This window comes from Mesorhizobium sp. CA15 (assembly GCF_020165215.1).
Lineage (GTDB): Bacteria > Pseudomonadota > Alphaproteobacteria > Rhizobiales > Rhizobiaceae > Mesorhizobium.
The window spans coordinates 55,052-73,797 of record NZ_JAIUHQ010000014.1; the positions used below are offsets into that span (position 1 = coordinate 55,052).

Here is an 18,746-nt window from a genome sequence, read left to right on the forward strand (position 1 = left end):
GCCTGAAGCCGGCTCAGCGTTTCAGCCGGATCAGGCCTTCCTGGGCGACCGAGGCGATCAGCGTCCCATCCCGCGCGAACAGCGAGCCGCGGGTGAAGCCGCGCGACCCTTGCGTCGACGGGCTGTCCTGATTGTAGAGGATCCAGTCGTCCAGCGAATGGCTGCGGTGGAACCACATGGCATGGTCGAGGCTGGCGGCCTGGATGTCGCGGTCGAAGATGGCGCGGCCATGCGCGAAGGTCGAGGTGTCGAGCAGCGTCATGTCTGAAAGATAGGCAAGCACGGCCGCCTGAATGGCGCGGTCTTCCGGCACCGGGCCGGTGGTGCGGATCCAGATGTTCTGCTGCGGCTCCAGTTTCTCGCGGCTCGTGTAGTGCTTCAGCATCACCGGCTTCATCTCGATCGGCCGGTCGCGCTCCCAGTAGCGCCTGATGCCTTCCGGCACCGCCTCGCCGAACTTGCCGAGCAGCTCGCGTTGTGTGAGCAGCGTGTCGGGCGCCGGCACGTCGCGCGGCATCGGCAGCTGATGCTCGAGCCCGACCTCGTCCTGCTGGAAGGACGCCTCCAGCGAGAAGATCGCCTGGCCATGCTGGATCGCCACCACCCGGCGCGTGGTGAAGGAGCCGCCGTCGCGGATGCGGTCGACCTCGTAGACGATCGGCAGCTTAGTGTCGCCCGGTCGCATGAAATAGCCGTGCAGCGAATGCACGTGGCGTTCGGGCTCCACCGTGCGCTGCGCGGCCACCAGCGCCTGCGCGATGGTCTGGCCGCCGAAGACGCGCTGCCAGTCGACCTTGGGGCTGCGACCACGATACAGATTGTGTTCGAGCTGCTCGAGGTCGAGAATGTCGAGAAGCTCGTCCATGGCCGCGGTCATGTTTGAAATCCTTCAAGGATGTGCCATGGCCGGTTTCGGACAGGACGCGCAGGCAGTCAAGGCCGCAGACCGCAGCCGACCGAAGCCGCGAAAGGATGACGCCATGGTCGACCGCAAGCCGAAGGAAGCGGAAGCGAACGGGAGCCGCGAGGCGCCGCTCGACGTGCTCATCGCCGGCGCCGGCTATGTCGGCCTCACCGCCGCCGTGTCGCTGAAGCAGGCGCGCCCTAGCCTCGCCATAGCCATCGTCGATGCCGCTCCCGCCGGCGTCTGGCAGAAAGACGGCCGCGCCTCGGCCATTGCCGCGGCCGCCAGCCGCATGCTGGAACAGCTCGGCGTCTGGGAAGAGATCGCCCCGGAAGCGCAAGCGATCACCGAGATGATCATCACCGATTCGCGCGCCGCCGACCCGGTGCGTCCGGTGTTTTTGACCTTCGACGGCGAGGTGGCGCCTGGCGAGCCATTCGCCCACATGGTGGCCAACCGCGACCTGAACGGCGCGCTGCGCCGCCGCGCCGAAAAGCTCGGCATCGACATCATCGAAGGCATGGCGGTCAGCGCCTTCGACACCAACGGCGCCGGCATCACCGTGCATCTGGCCGACGGCGCGACGCTCAAGGCGCGGCTGCTGGTCGCCGCCGACGGCGTCAATTCGAAGCTGCGCGACATGGCCGGCATCAAGACGGTCAAATGGGAATACGGCCAGTCCGGCATCGTCTGCACGGTTGCGCATGAGCGCCCGCACAACGGCCGCGCCGAGGAGCATTTCCTCCCCGCCGGCCCCTTCGCAACGCTGCCGCTGAAGCCGGACAAGGACGGCACCAACCGCTCGTCGATCGTCTGGGTGGAGCGCACGCAAGATGCCAAGGCGCTGGTCGAGGGCGACGAGTTCGTCTTCGAGCACGATCTGGAGCAGCGCTTCGGCCTGAAGCTCGGCGAAATAAGAGTTGCCGACAAGCCGCGCGCCTGGCCGCTCGGCCTGACGCTCGCCCGCGCCTTCGTCGCACCGCGCTTCGCGCTCGCCGGCGATGCCGCGCATGGCATCCACCCGATCGCCGGCCAAGGCCTCAATCTCGGCTTCAAGGACGTGGCGGCGCTCGCCGAAGTGGTGGTCGAGGCCGACCGGCTCGGCCAGGATATCGGCGCCCTCGACGTGCTCGAGCGCTACCAGCAGTGGCGCCGCTTCGACACGCTGCAGATGGGCATCACCACCGACGTCTTGAACCGCCTCTTCTCCAACGACATCGGCCCGCTGCGTCAGGTCCGCGACATCGGGCTGGGGCTGGTGGAACGCATGCCGAGGCTGAAGGAGTTCTTCATCCGCCAGGCCTCGGGCCTCTCCGGCGACACGCCGAGGCTGCTGAAGGGCGAGGCGATCTGAACGCCTTACTGGCCGAAGCCTATACGACGGTCGTCATCCACGGGCGGAGCGGGAGCGCAGCGGACGCGCAGACCATAGAATGACGAGACGAGAGGCGTTTCGGCCAATCACGAAGGCAGGCGATCTGATCGCCTTGTGGCGCCGTGGCAAATTCAGGTCAGGCCGAGTCGAAAATGGCGGCTTCCGAGAACCGGAGCGGAGCGTACTTGAAGTACGTGAGCACCGGAAGCGCAGGAAGCCACCATTTGCAGGCCGGCCTCACCTGAATTCTAGTTCACCTCGAAGCCCAGCTTCTGCCGCAACCTCAGCATCCGCTGGTCGGCGATCCTGAGGCTCTGCCCGCCGCCTTGCGCGACGCGGTTCAGCATCCTGAGCAGGTCGTCCCGCTCATGCGGATCGAGGCGCTCGCGCAGGAACGGCGCCAGCTTGTCGATGACGATCGTCGTGTCGTCGATCTGCGCGGCGGCCCATTTGGCGTAAACGACCGCCTCATCGGTCTTCTTCTGGCTGTCCGCGATCTGCGCGATCACCTCGCGAATGACCGCCTCGCGCTGCGGCAGGACCGGACCGTGCTCCGCGACGATCGCGGTGATCAGCGTCGCCGCCGCCACCACCGGATCGTCGATCGCCGTCAGCGGTGAGAGCGCGGCCTGATTGCGCAATTTCTTGCGACGGATGTTGCCTTGGACGCGCCCGACGACATCGGCGACCTCGCGCGCGGCGTCGCTCATATATTTCAGCCGGTACCACCAGATGGCGGCCGCTCCGAGCAGGCCGAGGATGGCGATCAGGAAAGGCATGCCGAATTTCCCCCGAAATCGCGGCGACGATAAAAGAAGCGCGGCATCGCTTCAACACGCAACGGTTGCGTCCGTGAAGAAACCCTGAAGATGTATCCTAAGAGATAACTTCAACCGGCGTCGCGCCCATGCTGACCGGCGGCTATGACCCCGGCACGTCGTAGATCGCCCTGATCTCGACCGTGCCGAGCTCCGCCAACGGGATCTTGGCCGCGATGTCGAGCGCCTCGGCAAGGTCCGCCGCCTCGACCATGACGAAGCCCAGCAATTGCTCCTTGGTCTCGGCGAAGGGGCCGTCGGTCACCAGCACCTTGCCCTTGCGCCGCCGGAGCGATTTCGACGTCTTCACCGACTGCAGCGCCTGCGCAATGACCAGCTTGCCTTGCCGGTCGAGCTCCCGATCATAGCCGAGCGAATCGGCATCGAGCTTGGCCATGCGCTCGGGGGTCAGCGCGTAAAGGTCCTTTTCCTCGCCATAGACCAGCAGCACATATTTCATTTCGAGTTCCCTTTCGTCGATAAATTATAGAAGGCAACGGCGTCGGTTTTGCCTGCCGTCGCCGCATGGTCGAGCAGGCATGTCGCGACGCCGATGATGGCGATGGCCGCCGCCAGCCGGCCGAAGCCAAGCGCCGGCGGATCGAGCCAGAACTCTTCAAGTCGCCTCCCTTTTCGCTCGGGCTTTCCCCAGACCGCAAGAAACAGATTGTCCATCTTAACCTCCATCGGCCGGGAGTGGCCGCCCGCAGGACGGTCGGGCAGACGGGAAGTCGACATTTTTGCATGCTCTTTTTTTGAGAATTTTCGAAGCGCCTCGCGCAAGCACAATCGTGCCGGGCCATGGATGGTCTTCCGCCGCGCCCGCGCTATAGTTCCTGGGAACGTCGGCGCCCGCCGGCGCAAACCCCGACAAGGCAGGAGGATTCCATGGACCGCACCGCAAACGCCGTCTGGAAAGGCAATCTGAAGGAAGGCAACGGCACGCTGGATACCCAGAGCGGCACCTTGAAGGGCACGCCCTATTCATTCAAGGCGCGTTTCGAGGACGAAAGCGGCAAATCCGGCACCAATCCGGAAGAGCTGATCGCCGCCGCGCATGCCGGCTGCTACGCCATGCAGCTGTCGCACTTCCTGGCCGAAAACGGCACGCCGGCCGCCGAGCTCGACGCCAAGGCAGTGGTGACGCTGGTGCCCGGCACCGGCATCACCGGCAGCGCCATCACCCTGGTCGGCAAGGTGCCGGGCATCGACGCGGCGAAGTTCAAGGAGCTGGCCGAGAAGGCCAAGGCCGAATGCCCGGTGTCGAAGGCGCTGGGGGCGATCAAGGTGTCGTTGGATGCCAGGCTGGGGTGAGAAACTTCTCCGCAAAGGCTGGCGATCCTTCGCCCCCCTCTCTGCCCTGCCGGGCATCTCCCCCTCAAGGGGGGAGATCAGATGTCGCGTCGGCTTTTGCCAATCGCCGACGGTGAAAGAAGGGCGCCGGCGCCGGAACTGCTAATCTCCCCCCTTGAGGGGGAGATGTCCGGCAGGACAGAGGGGGGCGGCTCGCGCCAGCCTTTCCAGTGAGCTAACCGCCCAGCGCCTCGATCTTGGCGCGCAACCCAGCGACCTCTTCCTCCAGCGCCTTGACCCGCGCCTCGAGGTCGGTGTCCGAAGATGTCGTCGCCGGCTGCCAGGACGCCGCCGCTGCCGCTTCCACTGGACCACTCAGCAGATGCACATAGCGCTCCTCGCGCTGGCCGGGCGCGCGTTCGAGCAGCTGGATCAGCGGCGGCCGGCGGCCGATCATCAGGTCGAGATTGCCGCGCAACTCCTCAATCGAAGCAAAGCGCGCCATCCGCTCCGAACGGGCCAGCAGTTCATGCGCCGTCTGCGCCCCGCGCAGCAGCAAGAGGCCGATCACCGCGATCTGCGGCGTGGTCAGCGAAAAGCGCTGCGCCATCAGATGCTCGTAGCGCTCAACCCGCGAGGCGAAGGCCTGGCGCACGAGGCCTTTCTGCTCGAGCGTGCTCAGCGCCCGCCGGATCTCGGTCAGCTCCAGCGCCATGACAGGCTCGCGCGCCGTCTTCTGGTTGGCGGCGGCGTGCGCGCCGTTGAGCGTCAGTGGATAGACGTCCGGCGTTAGCTCCTTCTTCTCGATCAGCGAGCCCAGCACACGCGCTTCGACGGCGGACAGGATGGGGAGATCGGTCATGGGCTTTCTGCCTCCCTGCGATAGAAATCCGTCGCCAGGGCGCGGTTGCGCGCCTGCCGCGCCTCGTCGCGGACTGAACCGGCCAAGTTCATCTCGTGGTGACCATAACGCGCTTCGAGATAACGCGCGATCTCGGTCGGAATAGAGCCAGTACCCAGCTCGCGCGTCACGCGTTTTTTCTCGATAAGCCGCCGGATTTCGCTGGTTGCCTTTGCTGGAATCTCGGTCTCGGCTAGGCAGTCGACCATATTCATCGGCGGCAGCCTGACAAAGTCGCGCTGCTCCATCCAGTCCAGGGCTACGATCGGGCGGATCAGGTAGAAGAGCTTCTTGAGCTTCACCTCTCCGGCAAAGCTGCCGATCTTTGCCACATGTGATCGCGCGAGGCCCAGAAAGTGGCGCGAGACCCTAGCTGGATCGACGATCTCGGCAAGTAGGTCGAGAAGGCGGTCCCGAAAACCCTTCGCTTCCTCATATACAATCGGCGACTTGGCCCATTCCACGATCACCGCATTGCCGCCAAGAGCCAGAAGTAAGGCCTTGCGAAGATCCCAACCGCCAGCGTCGATTTCTCCTTCAAGCGGAAACTCGATCACGTCGCGCGGCTGCTCCAGCGCGAGGTGTTCGGCCACGGAACGTATATAGACAAAACGGCAATCATAATCGCTGTCCGGCGACGGAAAACCCCAGGCCCGGCTGCCGCTTTCGATGGCGAAAAGAATTCGCGCACCCTGCGCACGGGCCGTGTCCAGCCGCGCGCGGATCGCCGCGACCGTATCCGGTGCGAAATCGGCAGGCAGCGACATTCCCAGCCTAAACGCGCCTCTCCACCATCATCTTCTTGATCTCGGCGATCGCCTTGGCGGGGTTAAGCCCCTTCGGGCAGGCCTGCGCGCAGTTCATGATGGTGTGGCAGCGATAGAGCCGGAACGGGTCTTCGAGATTGTCGAGCCGCTCGCCCGTCGCCTCGTCGCGGCTGTCGATCAGCCAGCGATAGGCCTGCAGCAGCGTGGCCGGGCCGAGGTAACGGTCGCCGTTCCACCAATAGCTCGGGCAGGAGGTCGAGCAGCAGGCGCACAGGATGCATTCGTAGAGCCCGTCGAGCTTCTCGCGGTCCTCGTGGCTCTGCAGCCATTCCTTGGCGGGCGTCGGCGAGACCGTCTTCAGCCACGGCTCGATCGAGGCATGCTGGGCATAGAAATTGGTGAGATCGGGCACCAGGTCCTTGATCACCGGCATATGCGGCAGCGGATAGATCTTCACCGCGCCGGAAATGTCCTCGACGCCCTTGGTGCAGGCCAGCGTGTTGGAGCCGTCGATGTTCATGGCGCAGGAGCCGCAAATGCCTTCGCGGCAGGAACGGCGCAGCGTCAGCGTCGGATCGATCTTGTTCTTGATCCACAACAGCGCGTCGAGAACCATCGGCCCGCAATCGTCCATGTCGACGAAATAGGTGTCCATGCGCGGATTCGCGTCATCGTCCGGCGACCAGCGGTAGATGCGGTATTCGCGCAGGTTGGTCGCGCCTTCCGGCTTCGGCCAGGTCTTGCCTTGCTGGACCTTCGAGTTCCTGGGAAGCGTGAGTTCGACCATTACCTGCGGTCCTTTCGGATGACGAGCTTCAGCCCGGACCAGATTTCGTTCACGGCGGCGACCTTGACGTCGACTAGGTCGCGCTTCAGCGCCTCGGCGCGGATCACGGCCTCGGTGACGTCGGTCGGCACTTTCGACGCCTTCTTCGGCCAGGAGACCCAGACCATGCCGTCGCGCTTGATCGCCGTCTCGATGCCGGCCAGGCCGTCCTCGACCTCGGCACGCTGCCGGGTGAAGGCGTGCACGGCATCATATTTCCGGCTGCCCGAGATCGCCGACCACTCGGCGAGCCGGTCGGCGCCGGCAAAGGACACTGCCTTGGTCAGTTCATCGAGTTCCGGCGGCAGCGCAATGAAAGCGGCGACCATGCCGTCCCTGAGGCCAAGCTTGGCCGGGAGCGGCGTGCCGGAATATCCCGTGGTCGCCTGCGCCATGGTCAATACACCCGCGCCTTCGGCGCGATCTTGGCCAGGCTGATGCCGCCGTCCTTCTCCGCCAGCAGCGGCTCGGTATGCACCGGCCTGTAGGTCAGCGTCACCTTGCCGTCCTCGCTCAGATGGGCCAGCGTATGCTTGCGCCAGTTGGCGTCGTCGCGCGCCGAGAAATCCTCGCGCGCATGCGCGCCGCGGCTCTCCTTGCGCGCCTCGGCGCCGTAGACCGTGGTGATGGCGTTGGCCATCAGGTTTTCCAGCTCCAGCGTCTCGACGAGGTCGGAATTCCAGATCATCGAGCGGTCGGTGACCTTGATGTCCTTGAGCTCGCCCCAGAGTTCCGAAATGCGCCTGCAGCCGTTCTCCAGTGATTCCTGCGTGCGGAATACGGCGGCGTCTTCCTGCATGGCGCGCTGCATCTTCTCGCGCAGCACGGCCGTTGGCGTCGAGCCGTTGGCGTGGCGCAGCCTGTCGAAGCGCTCCATGATCTTCTCGACCGAGGCCGCGTTGGGCGACGGGATCGCCGACTTGCGGTCGATCACATGGCCGGCGCGGATCGCCGCCGCGCGGCCGAACACGACGAGGTCGATCAGCGAGTTGGAGCCGAGCCGGTTGGCGCCGTGCACCGAGGCGCAGCCGGCCTCGCCGACCGCCATCAGGCCGGGCGACACGCGATCTGGATTGTCGAAGGTCGGATTGAGCGCCTCGCCCCAGTAATTGGTCGGCACGCCGCCCATATTATAGTGCACCGTCGGCAGCACCGGGATCGGCTCCTTGGTGAGGTCGACGCCGGCGAAGATCTTGGCCGACTCGGAAATACCCGGCAGCCGCTCGTGCAGCACGGCCGGGTCAAGATGGTCGAGATGCAGGAAGATGTGGTCCTTGTTCTTGCCGACGCCGCGGCCCTCGCGGATCTCCAGCGTCATGCAGCGCGAGACGACGTCGCGCGAGGCGAGGTCCTTGGCCGACGGCGCGTAGCGCTCCATGAAGCGCTCGCCCTCGGAATTGACGAGATAGCCGCCTTCGCCGCGCGCGCCCTCGGTGATCAGGCAGCCGGCGCCGTAGATGCCGGTCGGATGGAACTGCACGAACTCCATGTCCTGCAGCGGCAGCCCGGCTCTGGCCGCCATGCCGCCGCCGTCGCCGGTGCAGGTATGCGCCGAGGTGGCGGAGAAATAGGTCCGCCCATAGCCGCCGGTCGCCAGCACCACCATCTTGGCCGAGAAGCGATGGATTGTGCCGTCGTCGAGGTTCCAGGCCACCACGCCGGTGCAGGTGCCGTCCGGCTCCATGATCAGGTCGAGCGCGAAATATTCGATGAAGAACTGCGCGTTGTTCTTCAGCGACTGGCCGTAGAGCGTGTGCAGGATGGCGTGGCCGGTGCGGTCGGCGGCCGCGCAGGTGCGCTGCACCGGCGGACCGTCGCCATAGTTCATCATATGGCCGCCGAACGGCCGCTGGTAGATCTTGCCTTCCTCGGTGCGTGAGAACGGCACGCCGTAATGCTCGAGCTCGTAGACGGCGGCCGGCGCCTCGCGCACCATGTATTCCATGGCGTCGACATCGCCCAGCCAGTCCGAGCCCTTGACGGTGTCGTACATGTGCCACTGCCAGGAGTCCGGCCCCATGTTCGACAGCGAGGCGGCGATGCCGCCCTGCGCGGCGACGGTGTGGGAGCGCGTCGGGAACACCTTGGTGATGCAGGCGGTGCGCAGCCCCTGCTCGGCCATGCCGAGCGTGGCGCGCAGGCCGGCGCCGCCGGCACCGACGATGACGACGTCGAATTTGTGGTCGACAAAGGTATAGGCGGCAGCCGTGCTGGGTGTATTTGCGTTGGCCAAGACGTCAGCCTCCGAATGCGAGTTTGAGCAGGGCGAACAGCGAAGCGACACCGACTGCCACGCAGAAGAAGGTGTTGAGCGCGATCAGCGCCAGCTTCATGCCCTCGCCATGCACGTAATCCTCGATGATCACCTGCATGCCGATGCGCATGTGGTAAAGCGGCGAGATCAGCACCAGCCCGAGCATGACCACCACGAACGGGTTCGCAAGCGCCGCCCGCACATCCGTGTAGTCATGGCCGTTGACCGCGATGAGGAAGCCGACGAAGAACAGGATCAAAGGAATGTTGGCGATGGCGGTCAGCCGCTGCCGCCAGAAATGACCGGTGCCCTCGCGGGCCGAACCGAGGCCGCGGACCTTCGCCAGCGGCGTGCGCATGTCCGAATTGTTGGCGGCCATCAGAAAGCTCCCCGCGCCATATAGCCGGCGATCCAGATCAGCAGCGTCAGCACGATCGAACCGGCGAGCGTGGCCCAGGCGATCCTGGACGCGGTGTGTTTTTCCAGTCCCGCGCCGGTGTCCCAGATAAGATGGCGCAGCCCGCCCAGCATGTGGTGCATCAGCGCCCAGGTGTAGCCGAAGAGAACAAGTCGGCCGAGCCAGGAGCCGAAGGCCCAGTTGACCCAGTCGAAGGCGGCCTGCGAGCTCGCAGCGGCGATCAGCCACGCCGCCACCAGCAGCGTTCCGAAATAAAGCGCGCCGCCGGTGATGCGATGGATGATCGACATCGTCATCGTGATCGGCGGCCGGTAGATCGTCAGATGCGGCGAGAGCGGCCGTTCACGTCTGGCAACTGCGCGGGTGGCTGGTGATTTGCTCATGGCTCCCCCAGTTCGGCATCCTGAATGCCGAGATGGGAATGCGGCGTTTGCCGCCCCATTTATGGCATCGGACAGCCGGTTTCTAATGCTCTTTTTGCACCGCGTCAAAGCCGGAAAATCGTTTTGGAAACATCATTTAGTCTGACAAATTGAGGGCCGCGCGCTTCAATCGATTAGCGGCTGTTTCGAAGCCGGCGCAGCGTTCGCTGCAGCGCAGCAATCAGATGACCGACGCGGCGGCCGGGCGCGTCGGGATCCGGGCGGGCCGGCCTCTCCCGAATATCGTCGCACCTCAGCGCCTGCAAGTCTGCGGGGTGGATCCCCTCTTCATCACCAGCGCCTCGCGTCCGTCGATCACGATTGCGTCATGGGTCGCTGCTTCCTGGTAGCGGCTGCTCTGGTTGGCGGGCGAGGCGGCGAACTCTTCGGCCGTGCCATCGGGCCGCATGACGCGCAATGCGTTGCCCAGATTCTGGATGGTGATCATGCCGCCATTGCCGCATCTGTAGGTGGCCGTGCCGACGCCGGAACGCGGCACGGTAAGGTCGGTGACGATCCTGGTCGCGGGCGCAGGCGCTGCAGGCGCCTTCGCCCTCGCAGGTACTGGCGCCGTTGTGGCTGCCGGGGCCGTTGCAGGTATGGCGGGCGTTGCAGCTGCCGGCGTCGTCGCGGGTGCGGCCGATTGCGGGGGAAGAGCAGGCGAGGCGGCGGGCGCCGCGGCATTCGCCACCTTCGGCGCGCCGTCCTGCGGCACGCAGGCCGCGGCCGCCAGAAGCAGCGGGATGGCGATCGACACCCGAACCGTGCGGCCAAAACTCATGCGCTGCCCTTTCGTGCGCGGCACGCTACAGCAATTCCAGGAAAAAAGTGAACGGTTGGGTTCGGCGCCTTGGCCGTGGCCTTCCGTCCGGAATTGCATCGAAACAACGAGATAGGCGGTTGCCCTTTCCGTAAGACGGTGGACCGCTGTAGCCATGCGGCGCCGCAAGATCAAGTTGACCCTGGGTCAGCCGGCTATCCAGAACCGCGCCCGTCGCCTGATGGAGCTCGATCCTCGAAAATTAACCATGTTCCTTAAGAACCGGCGCCGAAAGCCTCCCGCCTCTTAACAAAGGTTAAGAAAGAGTTAATTTCCGATTCGAACCGGATTCCAGGCGCGCGATCTGCGCGCCGACCAGGGAGAGCGACATGCGTTCGAATTCAGTGCGGATAAGCCTCGCGGCCGCAACGCTGGCGGCGCTGGCGATCGCCGCGCCGGCCGAGGCCGGCTTGCGCCATCACGACCGCGTCTATGCCGATTCCTTCGGCAATCTCGTCATCGACAGCGCCGCCGGCTACAAGCGCATCATCGTCGGCGAAGGCAAGCTCGCGAAAGAACTTTCCCAATACACCGGCGGCCAGCCGGATGTGATCTACGACGATGCGGACGAGGCCGGTGCGCCCGGCTGCTACCAGCCGCCGGTGCTGGTCAAGGGCCGTTCCTATATGTACGGGCTTTCCGACGGCGAGATGCCCAATCTCAATCCTTGCCGTTGAAGATCGTCGGCGTTTGGCGCCGCCGTAGCGCGCCTGACACGCGCACGCAATAGCGGCCGGCAAGGCCCGGCCCGTCGTCATTCTAGGGCGAAGCAAAGGAGCGGAGCGACGCGCGCAGACCCTAGAATCCATGCCGTTCCATTAAGGCGTTGCGGCGGTCACGGAATTTGCGCCGCAGCATTCTACGACGGAGGTAACGGCATGGATCCTCGGGTCAAGCCCGAGGATGACGAAATTGCAGGAGCTTCGGGCAATCGCGAACGTTGCGATCGCCTTCTGGACTAGCAGGGGTTTGCGCCGGGCCTGTATGTATCAGCCGACGGCGAGCGGCTCGGCAGCGAAGGCGGTTTCAGGTCTCTCATAGGAAAGCCGCACGCTGTCGCGGCCATTCTTCTTGGCTTTGTAGAGCGCCTCGTCGGCGCGCCGCATCAACGGCATCAGCCCTTCCCTGCCGGAGCGGGCGGCGACGCCGAAGCTGGCGGTCACCCTGACGCCGGGCGGCAGGCCCTCGATCGCGCCGGCCGAATAGAAGGCGCGGATCGCTTCGGCAAAGAGCCTTGCCGCCCCCAGGTCGCTGAGCGGCAGAAGCACGGCGAACTCTTCGCCGCCGATGCGGCCGGCGGCCCCGCGCGCGCCGGTGGCGGAACGCAGCTTGGCGGCGAAGTCGGCGATCACCCGGTCGCCTGCCTCATGGCCGTGCCGGTCGTTCAGCGCCTTGAAGTGATCGAGATCGGCAAGCACCAGCGCGACGGGAAATCCGGCCTTGCCGCACTGGTCGAGCAACAGGTTCGCCCGCTCCTCGAAGCCGCGACGATTGAGGATGCCCGAGAGCGGGTCGGTATGGGTCTCGTCCTTCAGCGCTCTCATCACATCGAGCGCCGCCGCCGTGAACAGGCAAAGCGCGATCAGCAGCGACAACAGCGCGTGCGAAAGCAGCGCGGTCGTCCAGTAGGACGATCCGTAGAACCCGTCATAGCTGGGGAACGGCCCGTGCGCGATGACGACGACCAGCGTGCGGGCGATGAAGTTCAGCCCCGAAAACAGCGACAGCACGAGCAGGATTTTCTCGGTTGGGCCGTTGTGGCGCACCGTTCTCAGTTCGGCGCCGACCAGCAGGCTGAGCGCGCCGAAGCCGAAATTCATGACAAGCACGCGCCAGGTGAGGTCCGGCTGGACGAACATGAACCAGACGAAGGCGGCGAGCCCGCCGCCGGTCACGATTGCGATACCGACATAAGGCACGCGTCGCCCGTAGCGCGCGATGATCGCGCTGGAGAGGCAGCAGGCCGCGATCGTGAAGCAGATGTTGGAAACGAGCTTGGTCAGCGCCACGCCGATCGGAAGCGTGAAATATTGCAGCAGGAAACCCGGCGCCGACAGACAGTAGCTCGCGCCGAGCACAGCCAGATACGGTCGATGGCGCTGATAGGACCACAGCACGAGGAACGCAGCGCCGAGCGCCAGCGCTATCGTCGGATTGAGCAGCGCTATGAGCAGACCGGTGTCCAAAAGACTGCGACTTTTCCCAACTTACCCAACGGGAGATACTAGGACGCAAGCCCAAACAAGCGGTTAAGTCTCGATAGATACATCGCATGCCACGCGGAACCGGCCTGCCGGAGCGGCGTTGTCCGGCCAGACAGGAGACGCCAGACGGGAGACGATCGAGATGGCGGGCACGATCACTTTGACGAACCACGATGAAATCCGCTCCTGGGCGGCGGCGCGCGCCGGCTTCCCGGCCATCGTCGACGTCTCGCCCGAAGCTGGAACGCAGCCCATGCTGCGGCTGGTTTTTGGGCAGCAGGCCTATGAAGATACCGACCGCCCGGAGCGTCCGATCAACAGCGGCGGCTACGAACTCGTGGAGTGGGACGAGTGGTTCAGGATTTTCGACGAGCGGCAGCTGGCCTTGGTCGTCGCCGCCGACGAGCCCGGCCGGCGCGAGGAGTTTCACGAGATCATTCGCAGATAGATCGCTGAAAGCAAAAGGCCCGGACGTCCTGTCCGGGCCCTTGTTGAGAGACGCGGCCGGCTGTTACTTCCAGTCGCGGATGTCGACGAAGTGGCCGGCGATCGCCGCGGCCGCCGCCATGGCCGGCGACACCAGATGGGTGCGGCCCTTGAAGCCCTGCCGGCCCTCGAAATTACGGTTCGAGGTCGAGGCGCAGCGTTCATGCGGCTTCAGCCGGTCGTCGTTCATGGCCAGGCACATCGAGCAGCCCGGCTCGCGCCAGTCGAAGCCGGCGGCGACGAAGATCTTGTCGAGGCCCTCGGCCTCCGCCTGTTCCTTGACCAGGCCGGAGCCGGGCACGATCATGGCGTTGACGCGCGGGTTGACCTTCTTGCCCTCGACCACTTTGGCTGCGGCGCGCAAGTCCTCGATGCGGCCATTGGTGCAGGAGCCGATGAAGACGCGGTCGAGCGCGATGTCGGTGATCTTGGTTCCAGGCGTCAGCCCCATATAGTCGAGCGCGCGGATCTTCGACGTGCGCTTGTTCTCGTCCGCAATCTCTTGCGGATCGGGCACAGTGCCCTGCACCGAGACGACGTCCTCAGGCGAGGAGCCCCAGGAGACGATCGGCGGGAGTTTTTGCGCGTCGAGCACCACGACCTTGTCGAAATGCGCGCCTTCGTCGGACTGCAGGGTCTTCCAATAGGCGAGCGCCGCATCCCAGGCGGCGCCCTTCGGGGCGCGCGGCTTGTCCTTGACATAGGCAAAGGTCGTCTCGTCCGGCGCGATCAGGCCGGCGCGGGCGCCGCCCTCGATCGACATGTTGCAGATCGTCATGCGGCCTTCCATCGACAGCGAGCGGATCGCTTCGCCGGCATATTCGATGACGTAGCCGGTGCCGCCGGCGGTGCCGATCTCGCCGATGATGGCGAGGATGATGTCCTTGGCGGTGACGCCTTCCGGCAGTTGGCCGTCGACGCGCACCAGCATGTTCTTGGCCTTGCGCTGGATCAGCGTTTGCGTCGCCAGCACATGCTCGACCTCGGACGTGCCGATGCCATGCGCAAGCGCGCCGAACGCCCCATGCGTGGAGGTATGGCTGTCGCCGCAGACGATGGTCATGCCGGGCAGCGTGAAGCCTTGCTCGGGCCCGATGATGTGGACGATGCCCTGGCGGATATCGTTCTCGGAATAATAATCGATGCCGAAATCCTTGGCGTTCTTGGCCAGCGCCTCGACCTGGATGCGGCTTTCCTCGTTCTTGATGCCGAACTTGCGCTCGGGCGAGGTCGGCACGTTATGGTCGACCACGGCCAGCGTCTTTTCCGGATGCCGGACCTTGCGGTTGCTCATACGCAGGCCCTCGAAAGCCTGCGGACTGGTGACCTCGTGCACAAGGTGGCGGTCGATATAGAGCAGGCAGGTGCCGTCGTCCTGGCGGTCGACCGTGTGGTCGTCGAAGATCTTGTCGTAGAGGGTGCGCGGTGCGCTCATGTGCGTAAATCCGTCGATATGAGAATGGGAAAAGGACGCCGGCAATCCGGCGCGACGACTGCGATCGGTCGGTTCAGCGAAGTCGGCTGGTGAGCGCGCCGCAGACGCGCGCGGAGAAACGCGACGGCAGGCGCTTTCTGTCCTGCAGCACGAAACCCTTATAGGCCGGATCGCTGAAAAGCTTTTCCATGGCGCGGTAGATAGCAATGTTTTGGCTTTTCGGCAATCAGCGCGACTTCCCCTTCTCCCCTTGCGGGAGAAGGTGGATCGGCGCGTAGCGCCGAGACGGATGAGGGGTGTTCCAGCGGAGTGAGACGCTGGTTTTCCCTGGAGCACCCCTCATCCGGCCGCTTCGCGGCCACCTTCTCCCGCAAGGGGAGAAGGGGAAGGCTGCGCTCACACCACCTCGAACACAAACGTCTTCACCAGCGCCTCCGCATCGCCGATGGCATAGCAGCGGAACCATGGACTTTCCTCGACCAGCCGCCATTTCCCCGCCTCTGCCAGCTCGTCGAACACTGCCTGGAAGCCGCCGCTCTCGAAAACCTGGTCGCGCACGGTGAAGATGGCGTGGCCGCCGCTTTTGGTGATACGCACCAGCTCATGCAGGCCCGAAGCCGGCGCGTGGCCGATGGTGAAGACGCCGGTCGAGAAGAAGGCGCGGAAATGCCGGTCGGGCCAGGGCAGGGGGCCGCCGAGCATCGCTTTCTTCAGCTCGCTATAGGCCGGCTTGCCATTGGCCTGGCGGCTGCCGGCGATCTTCAGCATGTCGTCGGAAAGGTCGAGCCCGGCGATGTCGCCATAGCCCAGAGCCTTCAGCGACGGCCCCGACAGGCCCGTGCCGCAGCCCGCGTCGAGCAGCGGACCTTCGCCCGCCGGCACGTGCCGCGCCACCCAGGCGGCGATGAGGAAAGGCAGAAGGTAGCCCAGCGAGGCGGTCTCGCTGTCGTAAGTCGCCGCCCAGTCGGCATAGGCCTTTGCGAGCCCTTCCGGCGAATCGGCCGAATAGACGGAATCCAGCGCCGCATTGGCTTTGTCGAAATTCATGGGCGTCTCCTCCGCCGGATGCACATGACCCAAGCTAGAGCAATTCCAGGAAAAGTGGGAACCGGATTTCGTCCGGAATTGCGTCAAAAACAAAGAGGCAGCGCGGACTTTTGCTGCCGGCTATTCCTGATACTGGCGACGTAGCCGCTGTTCCAGCGCCCGCAGCGCCAGCGACAGGCCGACGGTGAGGATCAGGTAGATATAGGCGACGATCGAATAGGTCTCGAAGAAGCGGAAGGAGCCCGCGGCATAGACCTTGCCCATCTGGGTGATGTCGGCGACGCCGAGCACCGAGACCAGCGAGGAATCCTTGACCATGGCGACGAAGTCGTTGCCGAGCGGCGGCAGGATGGTGCGGATCGCCTGCGGGAAGACGATCAGCCGGAAGCGCTGGACTCGGCTCAGCCCGAGCGCCTTGGCCGCCTCGATCTGGCCCTTCTCGACCGATTGGATGCCGGCGCGGAACACTTCCGAGATGAAGGCCGAGTAGCCGATGGTCAAAGCCATGATGGCGCGCCAGAGCAGCGAGACGTCGCGCACCAGCAGCTCGCCGATCAGGCCGGCGCCCTGCAGCGGCGCGGTCAGCGCATTCCAGGCGGCGACGAAGGCCGGCGCGCCAGCAAAGGCGATCCAGAACAACAGCACCAGGATTGGCACGCCGCGGATGATCTCGACATAGAAGCGCGCGGTCTGGCGCAGCCACTGCGATCCCGACAGCGCCATCAGCGCGATGCCGAGCCCGAAGGCGGAGGCTAAGGCGAAAGCGACCGCGGTGACGAAGATGGTGATGCCGATGCCCTTGGCGACTGTGGCGAAGACTTGCGCATAGAGATCGCTGGAGGCGATGGCGACGGCGGCGGCCAAGGCAAGGATGGCCGCAGCCGCCAGCCACCAGGGGAATTCGGGGTTGGATGTGGATGCGGGTGGCATCAGGTGATGCCATCGCAGCTATTTTTGCGATGGCAGCGCTCTACGAGACCCCCCTCTGTCCTGCCGGACATCTCCCCCTCAAGGGGGGAGATTGGCAGCTTCGGCCTCACCGCCCATCCTGCAGCGTTGGAGATTAGCGAAAGCCGGCGCGACATCCGATCTCCCCCCTTGAGGGGGAGATGGCCGGCAGGCCAGAGAGGGGGGACTTGGCGCAAGGTCAGCGCAATTTCCTGCGCGCAACGAGACGAGTTCACTGCCCCATCTTGTAATCGAGAAACCACTTCTTGTTGAGCTTGTCGAACGTGCCGTCGGCCTTCAGCGAAGCGATGGCGGCATTGACCGGCTTCACCAGGTCCGAGCCCTTCGGGAAGATGAACCCAAAGTCCTCGGTGCCGAGCGGTCCGCCAATCAGCTTGAGCTTGCCTTCGGAGGCATCGACATAGCCCTTGCCGGCGGTGCCGTCGGTGAGCACCATGTCGACGTCGCCCGATTTCAGCGCCTGCACGGTTGCCCCAAAGGTCTCGAACAGCTTTATCCGCGGGTTCTGCTCATTGCCGTCGAGCACGCTGTAGACGGCGGTGTAGAAGGGCGTGGTACCGGGCTGGGCGCCGATCAGCCCGTCCTTGAAGGCGGCGAAGCTCTTCGCGTCGGTGAAGCGGCTTTCGTCGCCGCGCACCAGCATGAACTGCTCCGAGCGCATATAGGGATCGGAAAAGTCGACCTTCTCCTTGCGGTCGTCCTTGATGGTGATGCCGGTCATGCCGATGTTGTACTGGTTGTCGGAGACCGCCTGGATCATCGCGTCCCAGGAGGTGTTCTGGTATTCGACCTTGAAGTTCAGCCGCTTGGCGATCTCGTCCATCGCGTCATATTCCCAGCCGATCTGCTTGCCGGTCTTCTTGTCGATGAACTGCAGCGGCGGATAGGCGTTTTCCGTCACCACCACGACCTTTTTGCCGCCGAGATCGGGTAGCGTATCGGCGAGCGCCGCGACAGGCGCGAGAAGCCAGGCCACCATGGCGGCCAGCAGCAGTTTCGACTTGGTCATGACAAACTCCCCGAAGATGATTGGCCGCGCGATGTTCACGCGCCAAAAGAAATCCGGCGCCGACTTTAGCTTGCCGCATGCGCCTTGCAAGCCGCTCCGCACTGCCGCGGCGCGTGAATGCGCAATCCAGTGCTCTTCAAGGATGGTTTCGAAACGCGAAGGCTTCGATCAAATTCCGCACGCTTGCGACAGCTGCACAACGAAAAAAGGCGGCCGAAGCCGCCTTTCCGAAACCTGTCTCGCAAAAACCTTATTCGGCCGAAGCGGCCTCGGCGGCAGCCTTTTTCTCGGCGGCTTCCTTGGCGGCCGTCTCGGCGGCCAGCGCCTGGGCCGCGGCGACCTTCTCGGCTTCGATGCGGGCGCGTTCGGCGTTCAGCGCATCGCGCTCCTCATCGTTCAGCTTGCGGGCGCGTACGCCGGTGTTTTCCGAAATGCGGGCCGACTTGCCGCGACGGTCGCGCAGGTAATAGAGCTTGGCGCGGCGAACCTTGCCGCGACGCACGATCTCGACGCCCTCGACCATCGGCGAGTAGACCGGGAAAACGCGCTCCACGCCTTCGCCATAGGAGATCTTGCGTACGGTGAAATTCTCCTGGAAGCCCGAGCCGGCGCGGGCGATGACGACGCCCTCATAGGCCTGGACGCGGGTGCGAGTGCCTTCGGTGACGCGCACCTGGACGCGTACGGTGTCGCCCGGCTGGAATTCGGGCAGCTTGCGCTTGGCTTCGATCTTGGCGGCCTGTTCGGCCTCGAGCTGACGGATGAGATCCATCTCAAATATCCACTTCTTGTTCTTCC

23 protein-coding genes are annotated in these 18,746 nt (G+C 64.8%); 4 read left to right on the forward strand and 19 right to left on the reverse strand.

The window, feature by feature from the left end; all coding sequences use genetic code 11:
- Positions 1-13: 13 nt before the first annotated feature.
- Positions 14-877 (reverse strand): acyl-CoA thioesterase II, encoded by an 864-nt coding sequence (gene tesB, locus LB515_RS20895; RefSeq protein WP_095769566.1) that lies wholly within the window; start codon positions 875-877, stop codon positions 14-16.
- Between the two features lie 103 nt (positions 878-980).
- Here tesB and LB515_RS20900 point away from each other — a divergent pair, with 103 nt between their 5' ends.
- Complete coding sequence (locus tag LB515_RS20900) at positions 981-2,258, forward strand: ubiquinone biosynthesis hydroxylase (RefSeq protein WP_224708890.1); 1,278 nt, start codon at positions 981-983, stop codon at positions 2,256-2,258.
- A 269-nt stretch (positions 2,259-2,527) separates the two neighbouring features.
- Here the strand turns inward: LB515_RS20900 and LB515_RS20905 are convergent, their stop codons facing one another.
- From LB515_RS20905 to LB515_RS20915, 3 genes are all read right to left on the reverse strand, one after another.
- Positions 2,528-3,058 (reverse strand): hypothetical protein, encoded by a 531-nt coding sequence (locus LB515_RS20905; protein ID WP_140700723.1) that lies wholly within the window; start codon positions 3,056-3,058, stop codon positions 2,528-2,530.
- Positions 3,059-3,200: 142 nt separating this feature from the next.
- On the reverse strand, positions 3,201-3,557 hold the full coding sequence (locus tag LB515_RS20910; protein ID WP_224532150.1) for a YciI family protein: 357 nt from the start codon (positions 3,555-3,557) through the stop codon (positions 3,201-3,203).
- Positions 3,554-3,880: a hypothetical protein gene (locus LB515_RS20915; RefSeq protein ID WP_224708822.1), complete on the reverse strand. Its 327-nt coding sequence runs from the start codon at positions 3,878-3,880 to the stop codon at positions 3,554-3,556. The genes LB515_RS20910 and LB515_RS20915 overlap by 4 nt, the downstream gene beginning before the upstream one ends.
- Positions 3,881-3,985: 105 nt before the next feature.
- Here LB515_RS20915 and LB515_RS20920 point away from each other — a divergent pair, with 105 nt between their 5' ends.
- Positions 3,986-4,411 carry an OsmC family protein gene (locus LB515_RS20920; RefSeq protein WP_124998336.1) on the forward strand — a complete coding sequence of 142 codons (426 nt, stop codon included), beginning with the start codon at positions 3,986-3,988 and terminating at the stop codon, positions 4,409-4,411.
- Positions 4,412-4,625: 214 nt separating this feature from the next.
- Here the strand turns inward: LB515_RS20920 and LB515_RS20925 are convergent, their stop codons facing one another.
- The 8 genes from LB515_RS20925 to LB515_RS20960 form a co-directional block, all read right to left on the reverse strand.
- A complete protein-coding gene (locus tag LB515_RS20925; protein WP_224708823.1) occupies positions 4,626-5,252 on the reverse strand; it encodes a YceH family protein in 627 nt (208 codons plus the stop codon).
- On the reverse strand, positions 5,249-6,058 hold the full coding sequence (locus tag LB515_RS20930) for a DNA polymerase beta superfamily protein (RefSeq protein WP_224708824.1): 810 nt from the start codon (positions 6,056-6,058) through the stop codon (positions 5,249-5,251). Before LB515_RS20930 ends, LB515_RS20925 begins: the two co-directional genes overlap by 4 nt.
- Positions 6,059-6,065: 7 nt before the next feature.
- Entirely contained in the window at positions 6,066-6,845 is a 780-nt protein-coding gene (locus LB515_RS20935; RefSeq protein WP_140634833.1) for a succinate dehydrogenase iron-sulfur subunit, read from the reverse strand.
- Positions 6,845-7,279, reverse strand: coding sequence for a DUF3052 family protein (locus tag LB515_RS20940; protein WP_224708825.1), 435 nt, complete (start codon positions 7,277-7,279; stop codon positions 6,845-6,847). Before LB515_RS20940 ends, LB515_RS20935 begins: the two co-directional genes overlap by 1 nt.
- A gap of 2 nt (positions 7,280-7,281) precedes the next feature.
- Positions 7,282-9,117, reverse strand: a complete 1,836-nt coding sequence (gene sdhA / locus LB515_RS20945) for a succinate dehydrogenase flavoprotein subunit (protein WP_224708826.1) — start codon at positions 9,115-9,117, stop codon at positions 7,282-7,284.
- Positions 9,118-9,121: 4 nt separating this feature from the next.
- Positions 9,122-9,517: a succinate dehydrogenase, hydrophobic membrane anchor protein gene (gene sdhD / locus LB515_RS20950; protein WP_224611408.1), complete on the reverse strand. Its 396-nt coding sequence runs from the start codon at positions 9,515-9,517 to the stop codon at positions 9,122-9,124.
- The gene (gene sdhC, locus LB515_RS20955; RefSeq protein ID WP_140846371.1) at positions 9,517-9,939 is read right to left on the reverse strand and encodes a succinate dehydrogenase, cytochrome b556 subunit; all 423 of its coding nucleotides are present in this window, start codon (positions 9,937-9,939) and stop codon (positions 9,517-9,519) included. Before sdhC ends, sdhD begins: the two co-directional genes overlap by 1 nt.
- 292 nt (positions 9,940-10,231) lie before the next feature.
- Entirely contained in the window at positions 10,232-10,783 is a 552-nt protein-coding gene (locus LB515_RS20960; protein ID WP_224708827.1) for a hypothetical protein, read from the reverse strand.
- Between the two features lie 344 nt (positions 10,784-11,127).
- Between LB515_RS20960 and LB515_RS20965 the strand changes: the two genes are divergently transcribed.
- Positions 11,128-11,475: a hypothetical protein gene (locus tag LB515_RS20965; protein WP_224708828.1), complete on the forward strand. Its 348-nt coding sequence runs from the start codon at positions 11,128-11,130 to the stop codon at positions 11,473-11,475.
- 312 nt (positions 11,476-11,787) lie between these two features.
- Here the strand turns inward: LB515_RS20965 and LB515_RS20970 are convergent, their stop codons facing one another.
- Positions 11,788-12,984, reverse strand: coding sequence for a GGDEF domain-containing protein (locus LB515_RS20970; RefSeq protein ID WP_224708829.1), 1,197 nt, complete (start codon positions 12,982-12,984; stop codon positions 11,788-11,790).
- 160 nt (positions 12,985-13,144) lie between these two features.
- Here LB515_RS20970 and LB515_RS20975 point away from each other — a divergent pair, with 160 nt between their 5' ends.
- Positions 13,145-13,450 (forward strand): hypothetical protein, encoded by a 306-nt coding sequence (locus LB515_RS20975; protein ID WP_095769553.1) that lies wholly within the window; start codon positions 13,145-13,147, stop codon positions 13,448-13,450.
- A gap of 63 nt (positions 13,451-13,513) precedes the next feature.
- Here the strand turns inward: LB515_RS20975 and leuC are convergent, their stop codons facing one another.
- From leuC to rplS, 6 genes are all read right to left on the reverse strand, one after another.
- Positions 13,514-14,923: a 3-isopropylmalate dehydratase large subunit gene (gene leuC, locus LB515_RS20980; RefSeq protein ID WP_224708830.1), complete on the reverse strand. Its 1,410-nt coding sequence runs from the start codon at positions 14,921-14,923 to the stop codon at positions 13,514-13,516.
- 73 nt (positions 14,924-14,996) lie between these two features.
- The gene (locus LB515_RS20985) at positions 14,997-15,149 is read right to left on the reverse strand and encodes a hypothetical protein (protein WP_181174941.1); all 153 of its coding nucleotides are present in this window, start codon (positions 15,147-15,149) and stop codon (positions 14,997-14,999) included.
- Between the two features lie 170 nt (positions 15,150-15,319).
- A complete protein-coding gene (locus LB515_RS20990) occupies positions 15,320-15,970 on the reverse strand; it encodes a class I SAM-dependent DNA methyltransferase (RefSeq protein WP_224708831.1) in 651 nt (216 codons plus the stop codon).
- A gap of 120 nt (positions 15,971-16,090) precedes the next feature.
- A complete protein-coding gene (locus LB515_RS20995; protein ID WP_224708832.1) occupies positions 16,091-16,900 on the reverse strand; it encodes an amino acid ABC transporter permease in 810 nt (269 codons plus the stop codon).
- A gap of 250 nt (positions 16,901-17,150) precedes the next feature.
- Positions 17,151-17,948: a transporter substrate-binding domain-containing protein gene (locus LB515_RS21000; protein ID WP_224708833.1), complete on the reverse strand. Its 798-nt coding sequence runs from the start codon at positions 17,946-17,948 to the stop codon at positions 17,151-17,153.
- A gap of 250 nt (positions 17,949-18,198) precedes the next feature.
- On the reverse strand, positions 18,199-18,720 hold the full coding sequence (gene rplS / locus LB515_RS21005; protein ID WP_095769549.1) for a 50S ribosomal protein L19: 522 nt from the start codon (positions 18,718-18,720) through the stop codon (positions 18,199-18,201).
- Between the last annotated feature and the right edge of the window lie 26 nt (positions 18,721-18,746).